The 18,181-nt window shown below is 72.1% G+C and carries 14 protein-coding genes; 10 read left to right on the forward strand and 4 right to left on the reverse strand.

Going from position 1 to position 18,181, the window contains the following annotated elements:
* Positions 1 to 155 precede the first annotated feature (155 nt).
* On the forward strand, positions 156 to 2,513 hold the full coding sequence (locus tag OG780_RS26675) for an MMPL family transporter (RefSeq protein WP_328452267.1): 2,358 nt from the start codon (positions 156 to 158) through the stop codon (positions 2,511 to 2,513).
* Positions 2,514 to 2,555: 42 nt separating this feature from the next.
* On the forward strand, positions 2,556 to 3,599 hold the full coding sequence (locus OG780_RS26680) for a zinc-dependent alcohol dehydrogenase family protein (protein ID WP_328452269.1): 1,044 nt from the start codon (positions 2,556 to 2,558) through the stop codon (positions 3,597 to 3,599).
* Here the strand turns inward: OG780_RS26680 and OG780_RS26685 are convergent.
* The 3 genes from OG780_RS26685 to OG780_RS26695 form a co-directional block, all read right to left on the reverse strand.
* Positions 3,580 to 4,173 (reverse strand): GNAT family N-acetyltransferase, encoded by a 594-nt coding sequence (locus OG780_RS26685; RefSeq protein WP_328452271.1) that lies wholly within the window; start codon positions 4,171 to 4,173, stop codon positions 3,580 to 3,582. The genes OG780_RS26680 and OG780_RS26685 overlap by 20 nt on opposite strands.
* A gap of 117 nt (positions 4,174 to 4,290) precedes the next feature.
* Positions 4,291 to 4,491 carry a helix-turn-helix transcriptional regulator gene (locus OG780_RS26690; RefSeq protein ID WP_326787649.1) on the reverse strand — a complete coding sequence of 67 codons (201 nt, stop codon included), beginning with the start codon at positions 4,489 to 4,491 and terminating at the stop codon, positions 4,291 to 4,293.
* Between the two features lie 371 nt (positions 4,492 to 4,862).
* Positions 4,863 to 5,840 carry a sugar phosphate isomerase/epimerase family protein gene (locus OG780_RS26695; protein WP_328452274.1) on the reverse strand — a complete coding sequence of 326 codons (978 nt, stop codon included), beginning with the start codon at positions 5,838 to 5,840 and terminating at the stop codon, positions 4,863 to 4,865.
* Positions 5,841 to 5,970: 130 nt separating this feature from the next.
* Between OG780_RS26695 and iolC the strand changes: the two genes are divergently transcribed.
* The 6 genes from iolC (at position 5,971) to OG780_RS26725 (ending at position 14,029) form a co-directional block, all read left to right on the forward strand.
* The gene (gene iolC, locus OG780_RS26700; RefSeq protein ID WP_328452276.1) at positions 5,971 to 7,014 is read left to right on the forward strand and encodes a 5-dehydro-2-deoxygluconokinase; all 1,044 of its coding nucleotides are present in this window, start codon (positions 5,971 to 5,973) and stop codon (positions 7,012 to 7,014) included.
* Between the two features lie 56 nt (positions 7,015 to 7,070).
* Entirely contained in the window at positions 7,071 to 7,952 is an 882-nt protein-coding gene (locus OG780_RS26705; RefSeq protein ID WP_328458407.1) for a Cgl0159 family (beta/alpha)8-fold protein, read from the forward strand.
* A gap of 7 nt (positions 7,953 to 7,959) precedes the next feature.
* Positions 7,960 to 8,802 (forward strand): 5-deoxy-glucuronate isomerase, encoded by an 843-nt coding sequence (iolB, locus tag OG780_RS26710; RefSeq protein ID WP_328452278.1) that lies wholly within the window; start codon positions 7,960 to 7,962, stop codon positions 8,800 to 8,802.
* Entirely contained in the window at positions 8,799 to 10,715 is a 1,917-nt protein-coding gene (gene iolD, locus OG780_RS26715; RefSeq protein WP_328452280.1) for a 3D-(3,5/4)-trihydroxycyclohexane-1,2-dione acylhydrolase (decyclizing), read from the forward strand. The genes iolB and iolD overlap by 4 nt, the downstream gene beginning before the upstream one ends.
* A gap of 14 nt (positions 10,716 to 10,729) precedes the next feature.
* On the forward strand, positions 10,730 to 12,232 hold the full coding sequence (mmsA, locus tag OG780_RS26720) for a CoA-acylating methylmalonate-semialdehyde dehydrogenase (RefSeq protein WP_328452281.1): 1,503 nt from the start codon (positions 10,730 to 10,732) through the stop codon (positions 12,230 to 12,232).
* A gap of 387 nt (positions 12,233 to 12,619) precedes the next feature.
* Positions 12,620 to 14,029, forward strand: a complete 1,410-nt coding sequence (locus OG780_RS26725; protein WP_328452283.1) for an APC family permease — start codon at positions 12,620 to 12,622, stop codon at positions 14,027 to 14,029.
* Positions 14,030 to 14,087: 58 nt separating this feature from the next.
* On the opposite strand, the gene OG780_RS26730 is transcribed toward OG780_RS26725, so the two are convergent.
* Complete coding sequence (locus OG780_RS26730; RefSeq protein ID WP_328452285.1) at positions 14,088 to 14,498, reverse strand: GNAT family N-acetyltransferase; 411 nt, start codon at positions 14,496 to 14,498, stop codon at positions 14,088 to 14,090.
* Positions 14,499 to 14,614: 116 nt separating this feature from the next.
* On the opposite strand from OG780_RS26730, the gene OG780_RS26735 reads away from it, so the two are divergent.
* Positions 14,615 to 17,299, forward strand: coding sequence for an alpha/beta fold hydrolase (locus tag OG780_RS26735; RefSeq protein WP_328452287.1), 2,685 nt, complete (start codon positions 14,615 to 14,617; stop codon positions 17,297 to 17,299).
* Positions 17,296 to 18,159 carry an ABC transporter permease gene (locus OG780_RS26740; RefSeq protein WP_328452289.1) on the forward strand — a complete coding sequence of 288 codons (864 nt, stop codon included), beginning with the start codon at positions 17,296 to 17,298 and terminating at the stop codon, positions 18,157 to 18,159. Before OG780_RS26735 ends, OG780_RS26740 begins: the two co-directional genes overlap by 4 nt.
* Positions 18,160 to 18,181 lie beyond the last annotated feature (22 nt).

Here is an 18,181-nt window from a genome sequence, read left to right on the forward strand (position 1 = left end):
CAGCTTCTCGGGACACGATTGACAAATACGAGCGGTCACTCGCATTCTTGAAAAACGCGAGCGACGACTCGTGTTTGCCAGTCTATGGCAATGGGCGATCCATGATGCCTGCACGGATGCGGGTCATCGGGTCACGGTGAAGGGGACACCGCATCATGTCCGAAGTCGACGGCGCGGACGACGGGCCCGCGAAGAGGCCCGGCAAGGATCCGGGCGACGGCGGGGGCGGGGGAACGGGTACGGGCGGCGCCACGGACTCGGGCGGCGGTACGGGCGGGGGTGCACGCCTCGGAGGCTGGACCCGGTTCGTGACCGCGCGGCCACGGCTCTCGCTGCTCGTCGCCCTCCTGCTGACCGCGCTCGCCGTGGTCGCCGGCAGCGGGGTCGCGGACCGGCTGGGCAGCGGCGGCTGGGAGGACCCCACCGCGCAGTCCACGTACGCGACCAAGGCACTGGAACGGGAGTTCCCCGCCTCGCAGCCCAATCTGCTGCTCCTCCTCGACGCGGGCGGGGCCTCGGTCGACGACCCCTCGGTCGCCGCGGAGGCGAAGCGGATCGCGGCACGTCTGGCCGCCGAGCACGGCGTCACCGGCGTCGGTTCGTACTGGCAGTCCGGTTCACCCGCGCTCAAGGCGCGCGACGGCCACGAAGCGCTGATCGCCGCCCGGATCACCGGCGACGAGACGGCCGCGGCCGACACCCTGGACCGCCTCGCACCCTCCTACCGAGGAAAGAGCGGGCCCGTCGAGGTCGAGGTCGGCGGACCGATCGCCGTACGGCACGAGATGCAGACGACCATCAAGGAGGACCTCACCCGGGCCGAGATGATCGCCCTCCCGGTGACCCTCCTGCTGCTGGTCATGGTCTTCGGCAGCGCCGTCGCGGCCCTGCTCCCGCTCGGGGTCGGGATCATCGCGATCCTCGGCACCAACGCCGTGCTGCGCGGACTCACCGAGGTCACGGACGTCTCGGTCTTCGCGATGAACCTGACGACGGCCCTCGGTCTCGGCCTCGCCATCGACTACGCCCTGTTCATCGTCCGCAGATTCCGCGAGGAACTGGCCACCGGGGCCCCGCCGCGCGCCGCGGTCGGTGTCACCCTGCGCACCGCGGGCCGGACCGTTCTCTTCTCCTCCCTCACGGTCGCCGTGTCGCTGGCCGCGATGCTGGTCTTCCCGCAGTACTTCCTGCGCTCCTTCGCCTACGCGGGCATCGCCGTCGTGCTGCTCGCCGCGGCCGCCGCCCTGATCCTGCTTCCCGCCGCGCTGATGCTCCTCGGCGACCGGGTGAACTCCCTGGACCTGCGGCGTCTGTTCCGGCGCGGAAGGCAGGACCCGGCCGGCGGCGGGGCAGCGTGGGGCCGCATGGCCGCCCTCGTCATGCGCAGGGCACCGCTCTTCGCGGTGGCCACCACGGCCGGCCTCATCGTGCTCGGACTGCCCTTCCTGGGCGTGAAGTTCGGCACGGCCGACGACCGTCAGCTGCCCTCGGGCGCGGAGTCGCACATCGTCCAGCAGCACATCCGCGACGGCTTCCCGGGCAGCCCCGGCGGCGCTCTGGAGGTCCTGGCCGAGGGGAGCGCGACGCGGACGGAGTACGCCCGGTACCGGGAGCGGATCGCCGCGCTGCCCGAGGTGCTGCGTGTGGACGGCCCGCTGGTGAAGGGCGACGCCGCCTACTTCTCGGTGCTGCCCAAGGGCGAGGCCGTGGACGAGGGGGCCCAGCGGCTGGTGGGCGAACTCCGGGCGGCCGACGCCCCGTTCGACACCTCCGTGACCGGCACCGCGGCCGTTCTGGTCGACTCCAAGCACGCGATAGCCGACCGGCTCCCGTGGGCGATCGCCTTCATCACCATCGTCACCCTGCTCCTGGTGTTCCTGCTGACGGGCAGCGTGCTGATCCCGGTCCAGGCGGTCCTGCTCAACGCGCTGAGTCTGACCGCGATGTTCGGCGCGGTGGTCTGGGTCTTCCAGGACGGCCATCTCTCCGGCCTCCTCGACTTCACCAGCTCCGGGTCGATCGAGACGACCCTCCCGGTCCTGATGTTCTGCGTGGCCTTCGGCCTCTCCATGGACTACGGCGTCTTCCTCCTCTCCCGCATCAAGGAGGAGTACGACCACACCGGCGACCACCGGGAGGCGGTCCGCTTCGGACTCCAGCGCACCGGAGGACTGATCACCGCGGCCGCGGTCATCCTCGCGGTGGTGATGGTCGCCATCGGCACCTCCCGGGTGGCCAACACCAAGATGCTCGGACTGGGCGTCGCGCTGGCCGTCCTGATGGACGCGATGGTCGTCCGGAGCCTGCTGGTCCCGGCGGTCATGCGTCTGACGGGCACGGCCACCTGGTGGGCGCCGGGACCCCTGCGGCGCTTTCACGACCGGTTCGGCCTCAGCGAGGCGGAGACACCGGAGCCGGCCCCGGACGCGGTGTCCAAGGCCGGGCCGGCCCCGGACGCGGTGCCGGAAGAGTCGGCGGAGTCCGGCCGGGACAGGGCCGAGGCACGCGGATAGCGTTTCCGCGGGAGCTGATCTCCGAGTGGAGGGCGGGAGCGGATGCGGGCAGTGGTGTTCGAGCGGTACGGGGAGCCGGCCGAGGTCCGGGAGGTGGCGGACCCGGCGCCCGCGGAGCACGGGGTGGTGGTGCGGGTCGAGGCCACGGGACTGTGCCGCAGCGACTGGCACGGCTGGATGGGCCACGACCCGGACATCACACTGCCGCACGTGCCGGGCCATGAACTGGCCGGGGTGATCGAGGCGGTGGGCGCCGGGGTGAGCGGCCATCGCCCCGGCGACCGGGTCACCGTCCCGTTCGTCTGCGCCTGCGGAAGCTGCCCCGCCTGCGCGGCGGGCGACCAGCAGGTGTGCGAGCGCCAGACCCAGCCGGGCTTCACGCACTGGGGCTCCTTCGCCCAGTACGTGGCGCTCGACCACGCGGAGGTGAACCTGATCCCGCTGCCGCCGGAGCTGTCCTTCGCGACGGCGGCCTCGCTGGGATGCCGGTTCGCCACGGCGTTCCGGGCGGTGGTCGCACAGGGGAGGGCGGCCCCGGGGGAGTGGGTCGCGGTGTATGGCTGCGGCGGCGTGGGCCTTTCGGCGGTGATGATCGCGGCGGCCTCCGGGGCGCGCGTCGTGGCCGTCGACGTGTCCTCCGCGGCGCTCGGTCTGGCGCGGAGGTTCGGGGCGGAGGAGTGCGTGGACGCCTCCGCCGTGGCCGACCCGGCGCGGGCGGTCCGTGAACTCACCGGCGGTGGCGCGCACGTGTCGCTGGACGCCCTCGGATCGCCCGGCACCTGCGCGGCCTCGGTCGAGGGCCTGCGCCGCCGCGGCCGGCATGTCCAGGTCGGCCTGCTGCCCTCACCGACCGGTGTCACCCCGGTCCCGATGGCCCGGGTGATCGCCCTCGAACTCGAACTCCTCGGCAGCCACGGGATGGCGGCCCACGCCTATCCGCCGCTGCTGGAGTCGGTCCGCGCCGGGACCCTCCGGCCCGACCTCCTGGTGACGTCCACCATCACCCTGGACGCGGCACCGGCGGCACTGGCGGCGATGGGCTCGGCACCGGGATCGGGGGTGACGGTCATCGAGCCGTGGAGCTGACGGCCGTCGGGCCGGTGGGATGTCCCCGGTGGGCGGCCCACTCGTGGGCCAGGACCGACATCCGTACGGCGTCGATCCACTCGCCGCCCTGGAGCAGCGTCTGGCGTTCGATCCCCTCGGCCACGAAGCCGGCCTTCTCGTAGGCGCGGCGGGCGCGGTGGTTGAAGGCGAAGACGTACAGCGAGACGCGGTGCAGGGCCAGTTGCTCGAAGGCGTGTCCGACGATGAGCCGGGTGGCCTCGGTGCCGAGCCCCCGGTCCCGGCCGCGCGGCCCGATGAGGATGCGGAACACGCAGTTGTGGTTGTGCCGGTCCCACTCGTGGAGGACGGCCTCGCCGACCAGTTCACCGGTGGCGCGGTCCACCACGCCGAGGTCCAGCCGGTCCGGCTGGTCGTTGCGCGTCCCGTACCAGGAGCGCAGCCGCTCCGGCCCCAGCTCCTCGTCGGGGCTGCCGGTGAGCCGCAGGACCTCGGGGTCGTTGAGGATCTCGGTCATCACGGGGACGTCGTCGGGCGTGAACGGCCGAAGCAGGGTCTTCTCGCCGCTGAGGACGGGTTTCTCGGAGAAGCTCATCGGTGGATCATCGACGGGCGGCCGGCACGACGGCAATCGAATTCGGGGCGGCGCCCCACCCGGAGGTGAGGCGCCGCCAGGAGAGGGGCCCGACGCCCGGGAACCCCGCGCGCAGGGTCACTTGTCGCTGCGGCCCCGGTTTCCCGGGCGGGCGGCGACCCAGGCACGGACGGTGTCGGCGTACCAGTAAGGCTTTCCGGCTTCGACGTGGTCGGGCGGCGGCAGCAGCCCGTGCTTGCGGTAGGACCGGACGGTGTCCGGCTGCACCTTGATGTGCGCGGCGATCTCCTTGTACGACCAGAGCGTGCGGTCGGTCATGAGTGGCACCTCCCCGCGCGCGCCGCGGCGGCGGCCTGGGACGGTCGTCGGGGGAGCCGGGCGCTGCGCTGGTGATCACAAAGCGTGTGCCCGGTGAACGACGCAGCGTGAGCGCCGGGCTGTGACTGTCGACCGGGTGTGACCCAAGACCCGCGTAAACGCGACATGTGTGACACAGGGGTGTTCTTTGTGACACGAGTGACGCATTGGCGGTAGCGGGCTGGAGGGGGTGGAGCGGGCGGAGCGGAGCGGGGCGGAGGCGCCGGCTGCTTTTCGGCCGCCGCCCGGCGGGCCGGCCCGGTGGCGCCGATGGCCCGCCGGGCCCGAGCACCCCGGCGGGCCGGGAGTCCGGGTGCCCCGGAGGACGGGCGTCAGGCCCCGCAGGACCGCAGGAACGCCCGGGTGCGCCGGGCGATGGGCAGCGGCTTGTCCGGCGGGCACGGGTACATGTCCTGCTCGACGATCGCGAAGAGCTCGACGCCGAGGTTCTGCGCGGCGGCGAGGACGGGTTCCAGAGCCGGTACGCCGGAGGGCGGTTCGCACATCACGCCGCGTGCGACGGCGGGCCCGAACGGCAGCTCCTCGGCCCGCACCCCGGCCAGCACCTGCGGGTCCACCTGCTTGAGGTGGAGGTAGCCGACGCGTTCGCCGTACGTCTCGATGAGCTTGACGCTGTCGCCGCCGCAGTAGGCGTAGTGGCCCGTGTCCAGACAGAGCGACACCAGCGAGGAGTCGGTCGCGTCGAGGAAACGGGTGACGTTCTCCTCGCTGTCGATGTGCGTGTCGGCGTGCGGATGGACGACGACACGCAGCCCGTAGCGCTCGCGCACCTCATGGGCGAGCCGCTCGGTCTGGGCGGTCAGATCGCGCCACTGCGTCGGCGTCAGGACGCTGTCCTCCAGCACCGCGCCGGTCTTGTCGTCCCGCCAGAAGGCCGGGATGACCACGAGATGCCCGGCGCCCACCGCCTGGGCGAGCTCCGCGATGTCCGAGACGTGCGCCCAGGTGGACTCCCACACGTCGGGACCCCGGTGCAGCCCGGTGAAGACGGTGCCCGCCGAGACGCTGAGCCCGCGCCGGGCGGTCTCCTCCCGCAGGACGTCCGGATCGGTGGGCAGATAGCCGTACGGGCCGAGCTCGATCCACTCGTAGCCGGATACGGAGACCTCGTCGAGGAAACGCTGCCAGGGGACCTGCCCGGGGTCGTCGGGGAACCAGACGCCCCAGGAGTCGGGAGCCGAACCGATCCGGATGCGCGACAGTGAGGAAGGAGGTGACGACCGCGGTGACGACCTCGGTGAGGGTCCGGAGGGTGGCTGCGGCGATGACTGCGGCGGCAACGACGTCATGGGCGTCAGCTTCCGGCGGCTCCCGGGAGGTGTCAAGCCCTGGTCCGAATGTCTGGACAAAACGTTGACAGGGTCCCCTCGCGGGACTAGACCTGGGGGCAGCCGCAGGGGCCGCGGAGAAGGGAACTCGATGGCGTACGAGCTGATCACCATGGGGCGGATCGGTGTGGACCTCTACCCGTTGCAGACGGGTGTCCCGCTGTCCCGGGTGACCTCCTTCGGCAAGTTCCTCGGCGGCTCGGCGACCAACGTCGCGGTGGCGGCCGCGCGGCTCGGACGGCGTACGGCCGTCGTCACCCGAACGGGTGCGGATCCCTTCGGAACCTATCTGCGCGAGGCGCTGCGCGACTTCGGTGTCGACGACCGCTGGGTCACCGCGGTCCAGGGACTGCCGACCCCGGTCACCTTCTGCGAGATCTTCCCGCCGGACGACTTCCCGCTGTACTTCTACCGCGAGCCCAAGGCCCCCGACCTGGAGATCCGTGTCGACGAACTCGACCTCGACGCCGTGCGCGACGCCCGTGTCTTCTGGATGACGGGCACGGGCCTGAGCGCGGAGCCCAGCCGCACGGCCACCCTCGCCGCCCTGGCCCACCGGGCCCGCTCCGGTACGACGGTCTTCGACCTCGACTGGCGCCCCATGTTTTGGACAAACGCAGCCTGGACAAGCGCAGCCTCGGTGGCCACGGCCCGGACAGACACGGCCCGGACAGGAACAACCCGGGAGAACCCGGCCCCGGACGACCCGGCCTCCTTTGCGCGCCCCTTCTACGCGGAGGCCCTGCGCCACGCCACCGTCGCCGTCGGCAACCTCGACGAGGTCGAGGTCGCCACGGGAGAACGCGAGCCGCACGCCGCCGCCGCCGCCCTCCTCGAAGCCGGTGCCGAGCTCGCCGTGGTGAAACAGGGCCCGAAGGGCGTCCTCGCCGTCCACCGAGACGGCACCACCGCCGAGGTCCCGCCCCTCCCGGTCGAGGTCCTCAACGGCCTCGGTGCCGGCGACGCGTTCGGCGGCTCCCTCTGCCACGGACTGCTCGCCGGCTGGGACCTGGAGAAGACCATGCGCCACGCGAACGCGGCGGGCGCCATCGTCGCCTCCCGGCTGGAGTGCTCCTCCGCGATGCCCACCCCGCGCGAGATCGAACAGGCCCTCGCCGCCGGAGCGGTGCGGTGAGGGCCGGCCACGTCGGGGGAGCCCGCCTCGAACAGGGCGGCGACGGGCCCGCGTCCGTGCGCGTCGACGCCTCCGCCCTCGCCCGGACCCGCGCCCGCCACCCCGAGGCCATCGCGGAGGCCGCCGCCCGACGGGTGCGGCGGCCGCTGGTCGACGGCTCCGGACGGCTGATGATCGTCGCCGCGGACCATCCGGCACGCGGCATGCTGGCCGTCGGCGACCGGAAGCTGGCCATGGCGGGGCGCGCCGGTCTGCTGGAGCGCCTGTGCGTCGCGCTCTCGCGCCCCGGGGTGGACGGTGTGCTCGCCACCGCCGACATACTGGACGACCTGCTGCTGCTCGGCGTGCTCGACGGCAAGGTGGTCATCGGCTCGATGAACCGGGGCGGACTCGCGGGCTCCGCCTTCGAGATGGACGACCGGTTCACCGGCCACCGTCCGAGGGACATCGAACGGTTCGGTTTCGACGCCGGCAAACTGCTGCTGCGCGTCGACTACGACGATCCCGGGTCGCTGCGCACCCTGGAGTCCGCCGCCCGCGTGATCGACGACATGGCCGAACGGCGGCTTCCGGTCTTCGTCGAACCGTTCCTCTGCCGTCGCCGGGACGACGGTTCCCTGCGCAACGATCTGAGCGCCGAGGCCGTCACCAAGTCCATCGCCATCGCCGGCGGCCTGGGCGGCAGTTCGGCGTACACCTGGCTGAAGGTCCCCGTCACCGAGAACCCCGACGACATGGCCCGGGTCATGGAGACCTCCACGCTGCCCGCCGTCCTGCTCGGCGGCGACGTCGGCGAGGACCAGGAGGGTGCGTACGAGAAATGGCGCGGGGCGCTCCAACTCCCCACCGTGCAGGGCCTGGTGGTGGGCCGTTCGCTGCTGTACCCCGCGGACGGCGATGTCGCCGCGGCCGTGGACACCGCCGTAGGACTTCTGTGAGGGCCGCATGAGTCGTCCGAGCAACGAGCTGTACGTGCCCGCGGGCACCGCCGCCGACGCCCACTACGCCCTCGACATCGACCCCGAACGGGCCGGCTGGACCCACAGCAGCCTGCGGATCGTGGAGCTGGCACCCGGCGGCACCCACACCTTCACCACCGGGGACAGCGAGTGGATCGTGCTCCCGCTCGACGGCGGCTGCACGGTGCGCGCCAAGGACGGTACGGACGAGAAGGAGTTCCAACTCCTGGGCAGGCGGAGCGTGTTCGACGGAGTCTCCGACTTCGCGTACGTTCCCCGTGAGGCCCGGGCCCAGATCGCCTCCGGCGCGGGAGGCCGCTTCGCCCTGGCAGGAGCGAAGTGCGAGCGCCGACTCCCCGCCCGCTACGGCCCCGCGCCGGAGGTTCCCGTCGAAGACCGCGGCAGCGGCAACTGCGCCCGCCAGGTGCGCAACTTCGCCGCCGCGGACGTCTTCGCGTGCGACCGGCTCATCGCCGTGGAGGTGATCACCCCCGGCGGCAACTGGTCCTCGTATCCGCCGCACAAGCACGACGAACACCTGCCCGGCGTCGAGTCCCTGCTGGAGGAGATCTACTACTTCGAGATCGACGGACCGGACGGTTTCGGCTATCAGCGCGTGTTCCCCTCCCGCGAGGGCGGTGCGGACGTCCTGGCCGAGGTCCGCACCGGCGATGCCGTCCTCGTCCCCGACGGATGGCACGGCCCGTCCATCGCCCAGCCCGGTCACACCATGTACTACCTGAACGTCATGGCGGGGCCGGGCGGGGACAGGGAGTGGCGGATCCGCTTCCACCCGGGACACGCGAAGGGCACAGGGGGATACCGATGACCTCGACGACGAGGCTGACGGTCGCGCAGGCGCTGGTGCGGTTCCTGGCCGCGCAGTACACCGAACGGGACGGCGCGCGCCGTCGGCTGATCGGCGCCACCTGGGGCATCTTCGGCCACGGCAACGTCGCCGGGATCGGCCAGGCGCTCGTCGAGTACGCCACGGTGCCCGGCGGGGGGACACCCTCCGCACCCCCCGTGATGCCGTACCACCAGGGACGCAACGAACAGGCCATGGTGCACGCGGCCGTCGGCTACGCCCGTCAGTGCGGCCGGCTGTCGGCGCACGCCGTGACCACCTCCATCGGGCCCGGCGCCACCAACCTCGTCACCGGCGCCGCGCTCGCCACCGTCAACCACCTGCCGGTGCTGCTCCTGCCCGGCGACGTCTTCGCGGCCCGCCCCGCCGACCCGGTGCTCCAGCAGCTGGAGGTCCCCTTCGCCGGGGACGTCTCGGTCAACGACTGTCTGCGCCCGGTGTCGAAGTACTTCGACCGGATCACCCGCCCCGAGGCCCTGATCCCGGCGGCCCTCCAGGCGATGCGCGTGCTCACCGACCCCGTCGACACCGGCGCCGTCACGCTCGCCCTGCCCCAGGACGTGCAGGCGGAGGCGTACGACTGGCCCGAGGAGTTCTTCGCCGAGCGGACCTGGACCGTACGGCGCCAGGCGCCCGACGCCGTGGAGCTGGCCCGGGCCGTCGAGGCGGTCCGCGGCGCCCGGCGTCCGCTGATCGTCGCGGGCGGCGGCGTCCACCACAGCCGTGCCGAGGAGGCGCTCGCCGCGTTCGCCTCGGCCACCGGCATTCCCGTCGCCTCCACCCAGGCGGGCAAGGGCTCGCTGCGCTGGGACCACCCCCAGGACGTCGGCGGCATCGGGCACACCGGCACGGCGACCGCCGACGAGCTCGCCCGCACCGCCGACCTGGTGATCGGGGTCGGCACCCGCTACACCGACTTCACCACCGCCTCGGGCACGCTGTTCACGGCCTCGGGCGTCCGCTTCCTCAACCTCAACATCGCTCCGTACGACGGTCACAAGCTCGCCGGCTCTCCGCTGATCGCCGACGCCCGTGCGGGTCTGGAAGCGCTCACCGAGGCGCTGGGGCCGCACCGCCACCGCGCGGAGCCCGCGTACGTCACCGAGTACACGGACGACAAGGAGCGCTGGGAGTACCGCGTCGACGCGGCCTACGAGGCCGAGGACATCGACATCCGGCCCACCCAGCCGCAGGTTCTCGGCGTCCTCGACGAGCTGGTCACCGACGAGGACATCCTGATCAACGCGGCCGGTTCGCTCCCCGGTGACCTGCACAAACTGTGGCGGGCGCGGTCGCGGGACCAGTACCACGTCGAGTACGGCTATTCGTGCATGGGCTACGAGATCCCGGCCGCGATCGGGGTGCGGATGGCGGCCCCGGACCGGCCGGTGTGGGCGCTGGTCGGCGACGGCACGTATCTGATGATGCCGACCGAGATCGTCACCGCGGTCCAGGAGGGTGTCGCGATCAAGGTGGTCATCCTGCAGAACCACGGGTACGCGTCCATCGGCGGGCTCTCGGAGTCCGTGGGCGGCGAGCGCCTGGGCACGGCGTACCGCCGTCTGGCCGCCGACCGTACCTACACAGGAGCGCCGCTGCCGGTCGATCTCGCGGCCAACGCGGCCAGTCTGGGGATGCGGGTCCTTCGCGCGAGGACCGTGCGTGACCTGCGGGCGGCCCTGGCCGAGGCGCGCGGGGCGGACACTCCCACTTGTGTCTACGTGGAGACCGAAACGGCAGACACAGTGTCGGGCGCGCCCCCGGCCCAGGCCTGGTGGGATGTACCTGTGGCCGAGACCGCGACCCGACCGTCGGCGGTCAAGGCCCGTGAGGAGTACGACCGGCACGTCGCCGCCCGACGCCGCCATCTGTGAAGGAGTGCATGGCCATGACGAAGACCGTCGACCACTGGATCGCCGGCAAGACCGTCGAGGGTGCGTCGGGTACGTACGGGCCGGTCACCGACCCGGCGACCGGCGCCGTGACCACGAAGGTCGCGTTCGCGAGCGTCGAGGAGGTCGACGCCGCGGTCGCCGCCGCGAAGGACGCCTACGCGACCTGGGGACAGTCCTCGCTGGCCAAGCGTTCCACGATCCTGTTCAAGTTCCGCGCGCTGCTCGACGCCAACCGGGACGCGATCGCCGAGCTGATCACCGCCGAGCACGGCAAGGTGCACTCGGACGCGCTCGGCGAGGTCGCGCGCGGCCTGGAGATCGTCGACCTGGCCTGCGGGATCACCGTGCAGCTGAAGGGCGAGCTGTCGACCGAGGTGGCCTCCAAGGTCGACGTGGCGTCGATCCGGCAGCCGCTCGGCGTCGTCGCGGGCATCACGCCGTTCAACTTCCCGGCCATGGTGCCGATGTGGATGTTCCCGCTCGCCATCGCCTGCGGCAACACCTTCGTCCTCAAGCCCTCGGAGAAGGACCCGTCGGCCGCCATGAAGCTCGCCGAGCTGCTGGCCGAGGCCGGTCTGCCCGACGGTGTCTTCAACGTCGTGCACGGTGACAAGGTGGCCGTCGACCGCCTCCTGGAGCACCCGGACGTCAAGGCGGTGTCCTTCGTCGGCTCGACGCCGATCGCCCGCTACATCCACACCACCGCCGCCGCGAACCACAAGCGGGTCCAGGCTCTCGGCGGTGCCAAGAACCACATGCTGGTCCTGCCGGACGCCGACCTGGACGCGGCCGCCGACGCCGCCGTCTCCGCCGCGTACGGCTCGGCCGGCGAGCGCTGCATGGCGATCTCCGCGGTCGTGGCGGTCGGCTCCATCGGCGACGAGCTGGTGGCCAAGATCCGCGAGCGCGCCGAGAAGATCAAGATCGGCCCCGGCAACGACCCGACGTCGGAGATGGGCCCGCTCATCACGGCCGTCCACCGCGACAAGGTGGCGTCGTACGTGAAGGGCGCCGCCGACCAGGGCTCCGAGGTCGTCCTCGACGGCACGGGCTACACGGTCGACGGGTACGAGGACGGCCACTGGATCGGCCTCTCGCTGCTGGACCGCGTTCCGGTGACGGCGGACGCGTACAAGGACGAGATCTTCGGCCCGGTGCTGTGCGTGCTGCGCGTGGACACCTACGACGAGGGCGTGGCGCTGATCAACGCGTCCCCCTTCGGCAACGGCACCGCGATCTTCACCCGGGACGGCGGCGCCGCCCGCCGCTTCCAGCTGGAGATCGAGGCGGGCATGGTCGGCGTGAACGTGCCGATCCCGGTGCCGGTGGGCTACCACTCCTTCGGCGGCTGGAAGGACTCCCTCTTCGGGGACCACCACATCTACGGCAACGACGGCACGCACTTCTACACCCGCGGCAAGGTCGTCACCACCCGCTGGCCGGACCCGTCGGAGGCGCCGGCGGGCGTCGACCTGGGCTTCCCCCGCAACCACTGAGGTCCCGCCGGACCCCTCCTGGCCCACCTCGTCAAGCCGTCCGCTATGCGGACGGCTTGACGTTTTTTTGACGACCCCACAACGATTCCCGTTCATGCGGATGAACCGGGTGATGTAGGTGACTCGCTTGCTTAACCTTCGAAAGCAAGGTCACTCTTCGTGAATCTTTGATGATTGCAACATGGTGGCGCTGTCACCTGAGAATGCGATGTGGCGTGCGCCGCTTCGCTCCTGCGGATTCCGTAGGTGAACGGCCATTGACGCAACGGTTTCCGTCAAGGTTCCATCGGCGCGGGAGCGGACGAGAACGAAGTACGACGCGAGCCGCCGGAGGCGATATCGCTCCCGCCCGAACCACCTGACGCACGAGTCGATCGGAACCGCTTGATGACCGACACGCTCCGCCCCGCAGAGACCGCCGTCCTGGACGCCGCCCCCGCGGAGACCGGGAACCCGAAGACACTCAAGCGTTCCATAGGCGTCGTCGGTGGCACCCTGCTGACGCTGTCCTGCGTGACCCCGGCCTCGACGCTGTTCGTGGTCATCCCCGACCTCTTCGGCTCGCTCGGCACCGCGACCGCCCTCACGATCGCGATCGGCTCGCTCCTCTGCGTCGCCGTGGCGTTCTGCTACTCGGAGCTGGGCACCCTCATCCCCAGCGCGGGCGGCGAGTACGCCATGGTCTCCACGATGGCCGGACGGCTCGCGGGCTGGCTCGTCTTCGTGATGTCCCTGCTCGTGGTCATGATCGTCCCGCCGGTGATCGCCATCGGCACCGCCGACTACCTCGCCCCGCTGGTGCACCTCGACCCGGCGATGACCGGTGCCGGCGTGATGCTGCTGGCCACCCTCGCCGGACTGCTCGACCTGCGCGCCAACGCCTGGATCACCGGCATCTTCCTGGTCCTCGAAGTCGTCGCCGCCGGTGTGGTGGCCCTGCTGGGCTTCACGCACAGCCACCGCGGCCTGGGCAGCCTGACCTCCATGCAGGTCGCCGGGACCGGCACACACACCGACGCCGTGACGGCCATGCTCGTCATCTCCGGGCTCGCCATCGCCCTCTTCGCCACCCAGGGCTTCTCGACCGCCGTCTACCTCTCCGAGGAGCTGGAGAACCCGCGCCGCAACGTCGCCCGCACGGTGCTGGCCACCCTCGCCATCTCCACGGTCGTCATCCTGGTCCCGGTCGTCGCCATCACCATGGGCGCCTCCGACATCAAGGAGCTCACCGGCGGCGACATCAGCAGCATGGTCACCGCCTGGTCCAACTCGGCCGTCGGCACCTTCGTCAGCCTCTGCGTCGCCCTCGCGATCATCAACGCGGGCATCGTCATGGTCATCCAGAACTCGCGCGTCCTGTTCGCCTCGGCCCGCGACAAGGCGTGGCCCGAGCCGGTCAGCAACGGCCTGTCCAGGCTCGGCCGGTTCGGCTCCCCCTGGGTCGCCACCCTGCTCGTGGGCGTCCCCGGCGCCGCCCTCTGCTTCGTCAACCTCGACACCCTGTACGGCGTCACGGGCGTGTCGGTGACCGCCATGTACCTGCTCGTCGCGGTCGCCGCCCTGCTCGCCCGGCGCGGCCACCACCGCCACACCCCCGCCTGGCGGATGCCGCTGTGGCCCGCGATGCCGATCCTGCTGATCGTCGTCCTCGCCTACGTCCTCACCCAGCAGGAGACGCAGTACCTGCTGTGGACCGGCGGCATCACCGCCGTAGCCACCCTGTACTGGGCCTTCTACCTGCGTCCGCGCCGCGACACCCGCTGGCTGGTGTCGATCCCGGAGGACGCGCAGGCGTAACCGCGACGGTCCGCCCGCCCGGCCTCCTCGCGCCGGGCCCCGGCGCCCCGCGGGAACCTCAGCCGAACACCCACGTCACCACCGTGCACCTCCCGTCGTCCTCGCCACCCGCGCTGCGGTACGTGGCGAGGGCGACGTCGTTTCCGCTGTCCACGCCCACCCACATGCCGTAGCAGCCGCGTTCCCGGGCCAGGGCGGCGAGTTCGCGGACCAGCGCCCGCCCGGTGCCCCGCCTCCGGAAGGGCTCCGCCACCGCCAGCTCGTACAGGAACATCTCGGTGCCCTTGTCCGGATGGACCGTCTCGACCCCGCTGACGAAGCCGACCGGCACCTCGCCCTCGTAGGCCAGGAACAGATGATGGCCCTGCGCCTCCAGGAACCGCCGGGCCCACTCGGGACGCACGGGGGAGTCGAAGAGGTACTCGGCGGCGGTCAGTTCCAGGACGGTGGCGGCGCGGCGCAGCTCCATGGCCCGTTCGTACCACGGACGCGGTACACGCGGCCCCCGCCGTACTTCCCCGGGAGGGGTGCCGGTTCAACCCGGCGGCTGTCCCTGCCGCCGGCGCGCGCCCGTACCGTTGAGCCATGGATCTTCGACTGCCCCGGCCGCGCGGGCCGCGCCGGGGACAACTCTCCGGCCGCACGACGGCGCGAGCCCGCGGGCGATGGGCGGCCGCCGCCGCTGCCCTCGTGGTGCTCGCCGGCGCGGGCACCTGGACGGCCGTCGCCTCCGACGGCGCGCCCGCCGTCCACCGCTCCGACCGCGTCATGGCCGTGGACGGCGGAGTACGGCTCGACACCTCGTACTTCACCGCGGGACCGTCCTCGCCCCGCCGCCCCGCCGTCCTCCTCGCGCACGGCTTCGGCGGCAGCAAGGCGGACGTACGCGACGAGGCGGAGAAACTCGCCCGCGACGGATACGCGGTCCTGACCTGGTCGGCCCGCGGCTTCGGCAGGTCCACCGGAAAGATCGGACTGAACGACCCCAAGGCCGAGGTCGCCGACGTCTCCCGGCTCCTCGACTGGCTCGCCCGGCGTCCCGAGGTCCGGCTCGACGGGAGCGGGGACCCGCGCGTGGGCGTGGCGGGAGCCTCGTACGGCGGGGCGATCTCCCTGCTGGCCGCCGCGAACGACCCGCGCGTGGACGCCATCGCCCCGTCGATCACGTACTGGAACCTCGCGGACGCCCTGTTCCCGAACGGCGTGTTCAAGAAGCTCTGGGCGGGCATCTTCATCAACTCCGGCGGCGGCTGCGCCCGCTTCGAGCCCGAGCTGTGCGCGATGTACGACCGGGTCGCGGAGTCCGGGAAGCCGGACGCGGCGGCGACGAAGCTGCTCCAGGAGCGCAGCCCCTCCGCCGTCGGCGACCGCATCAAGGTCCCCACCCTCATCACCCAGGGCCAGTCCGACTCCCTCTTCACGCTCGGCCAGGCCGACGCGATGGCCAGGGCGGTCAAGGCCAACGGCGCTCCCGTCGACGTCGACTGGATCGCGGGCGGACACGACGGCGGCGAGATGGAGACGGACCGCGTCACCTCCCGCGTCGTCTCCTGGTTCGACCGCTACCTGAAGGACGACAAGGGCGCCGGCACCGGCCCCGCCTTCCGCGTCACCCGCACCGGAGGCGTCGACTCCACCGACGGCGCCGCCCTGCTGCGCGGCGCGAGCTCGGACACCTACCCCGGACTGGACAGCGGCCGCCGCACGATCGGGCTGACCGGCCGTGAACAGCGCTTCCAGAACCCGGCGGGCGCCAGTCCCCCCGCCATCTCGGCCCTGCCGGGACTCGGCGGCTCCGGCGGCCTCGCCCAGCTCTCCACCCTCGGCCTCGGGGTCTCACTGGACTTCCCCGGCCAGTACGCCCGCTTCGAGTCCGCTCCCTTCCGGGACGACCTGAGGATCACCGGCTCGCCGACCGTCACCGTGCACGTCGGGTCGAGCACCGACGACGCGGTCCTCTTCGGCAAGGTGTACGACGTCGGTCCCGGCGGCACCCAGCAGGTACTGCCCTCCCAGCTCGTCACCCCGGTCCGCGTCGAGGGGGCGAGGAACGGCAAGGACGTGTCCCTGACCCTTCCCGCCGTCGACCACGCGGTCCGCAAGGGCCACCGGCTGCGCCTGGTCCTCGCCTCGACCGACCTCGGCTACGCCTCCCCGGCGGCCCCCGCCACGTACACGGTGTCCCTCAAGAGCGCCCTCCAGGTGCCGACGGCCCCCGCGGTGAGGACCGCCGCGGCGCCGCTGCCCTCCTGGGTGTGGTGGCTGCCGCTCGCCGGCGCGCTCGCCGCCCTGGCCCTGCTGGTGACCGGCCGCCGCCGTACGAGCGCCCCGGCACCCGACCCCGGACTGGCCGAAGTCCCGCTCCAGATCACCGGCCTGAGCAAGCGCTACGCCAAGTCCGCCGACCGGTACGCCGTACGGGACCTGTCGTTCCGCGTGGAGAAGGGCCAGGTCCTCGGCCTGCTCGGGCCGAACGGCGCGGGCAAGACCACCACCCTGCGCATGCTCATGGGCCTCATCAAGCCCGACGACGGCGAGATCCACGTCTTCGGGCACGCGATCCGCCCCGGCGCGCCGGTCCTCTCCCGGGTCGGAGCGTTCGTCGAGGGCGCGGGCTTCCTCCCGCACCTGACCGGCCGCGAGAACCTGGAGCTGTACTGGCAGGCCACCGGCCGTCCCCGCGAGGACGCCCACCTGGAAGAGGCCCTGGAGATCGCCGGACTCGGCGACGCCCTCGCCCGCGCGGTGCGCACCTACTCCCAGGGCATGCGCCAGCGCCTCGCCATCGCCCAGGCCATGCTCGGCCTCCCGGACCTGCTGATCCTGGACGAACCCACCAACGGCCTCGACCCGCCGCAGATCCGCGAGATGCGCCAGGTGATGATCCGCTACGCCGCCGCGGGCCGCACGGTCATCGTCTCCAGCCATCTCCTCGCCGAGGTCGAGCAGTCCTGCACCCACATCGTGGTCATGGACCGCGGCCGGCTCGTCCAGGCCGGCCCGGTGTCCGAGATCATCGGCTCCGGCGACACCCTGCTCGTCGGCACGGGGACACCCGTCGACGCGCCGGTCGTGGAGAAGGTCGGCGCACTGCCGGGCGTCCTCTCGGCCGTCGCGACCGAGGACGGACTGCTGATCCGCCTCGACACCGGCGGCAGCGCACAACGCCTGGTCGTGGAACTCGTACGCCTCGAAGTACCGGTGGCGTCGGTGGGACCCCACCGCCGTCTGGAAGACGCGTTCCTCACCCTGATCGGAGGCTCCGCATGAGCACGCTCCTCGAGCGGACCGAGACCGCGGACGGGTACCGGGCGAGCCGCACCCTGCCGCTGCGCGTCGAGCTCGTCCGCCAGCTCAAGCGCCGCCGCACCCTGGTGATGGGGTCGGTCCTCGCGGCCCTGCCCCTCGTCCTGCTCGTCGCCTTCGCCATCGGCGGCCGGCCGGGCGCGCGGAACGGCCGGATCACCCTGCTGGACACCGCCACGGCCTCCGGCGCGAACTTCGCCGCGGTGAACCTGTTCGTCTCGGCGGGCTTCCTCCTGGTGATCCCGGTCGCGCTGTTCTGCGGGGACACCGTCGCCTCCGAGGCGAGCTGGTCCTCCCTGCGCTACCTGCTGGCGGCGCCCGTGCCCAGAGCCCGGCTGCTGTGGTCCAAGCTCACCGTCGCCCTCGGGCTCAGCCTCGCGGCGATGGTCCTGCTGCCGGTCGTCGCGCTGGCCGTGGGCACCGCCGCCTACGGCTGGGGCCCGCTGGAGATCCCCACCGGCGGCGCGCTCTCCGCGGGCACCGCCGCCCAGCGGCTGTTCGCGGTGATCGCGTACATCTTCGTGTCCCAACTGGTGACCGCCGGGCTCGCGTTCTGGCTGTCGACGAAGACGGACGCCCCGCTCGGCGCGGTCGGCGGCGCGGTCGGCCTGACCATCGTGGGCAACGTCCTGGACGCGGTCACCGCACTCGGCCACTGGCGCGACTTCCTGCCCGCCCACTGGCAGTTCGCCTGGGCCGACGCCATCCAGCCGACACCGGAGTGGGGAGGCATGATCCAGGGCGCGGCGATCTCCGTGACGTACGCCCTCGTCCTGTTCGCCCTGGCCTTCCGCGGCTTCCGGCGCAAGGACATCGTGTCGTAGCTCTCCGGAAGATCACCTACCG

Source organism: Streptomyces sp. NBC_00386 (assembly GCF_036063235.1).
Classification (GTDB): domain Bacteria; phylum Actinomycetota; class Actinomycetes; order Streptomycetales; family Streptomycetaceae; genus Streptomyces.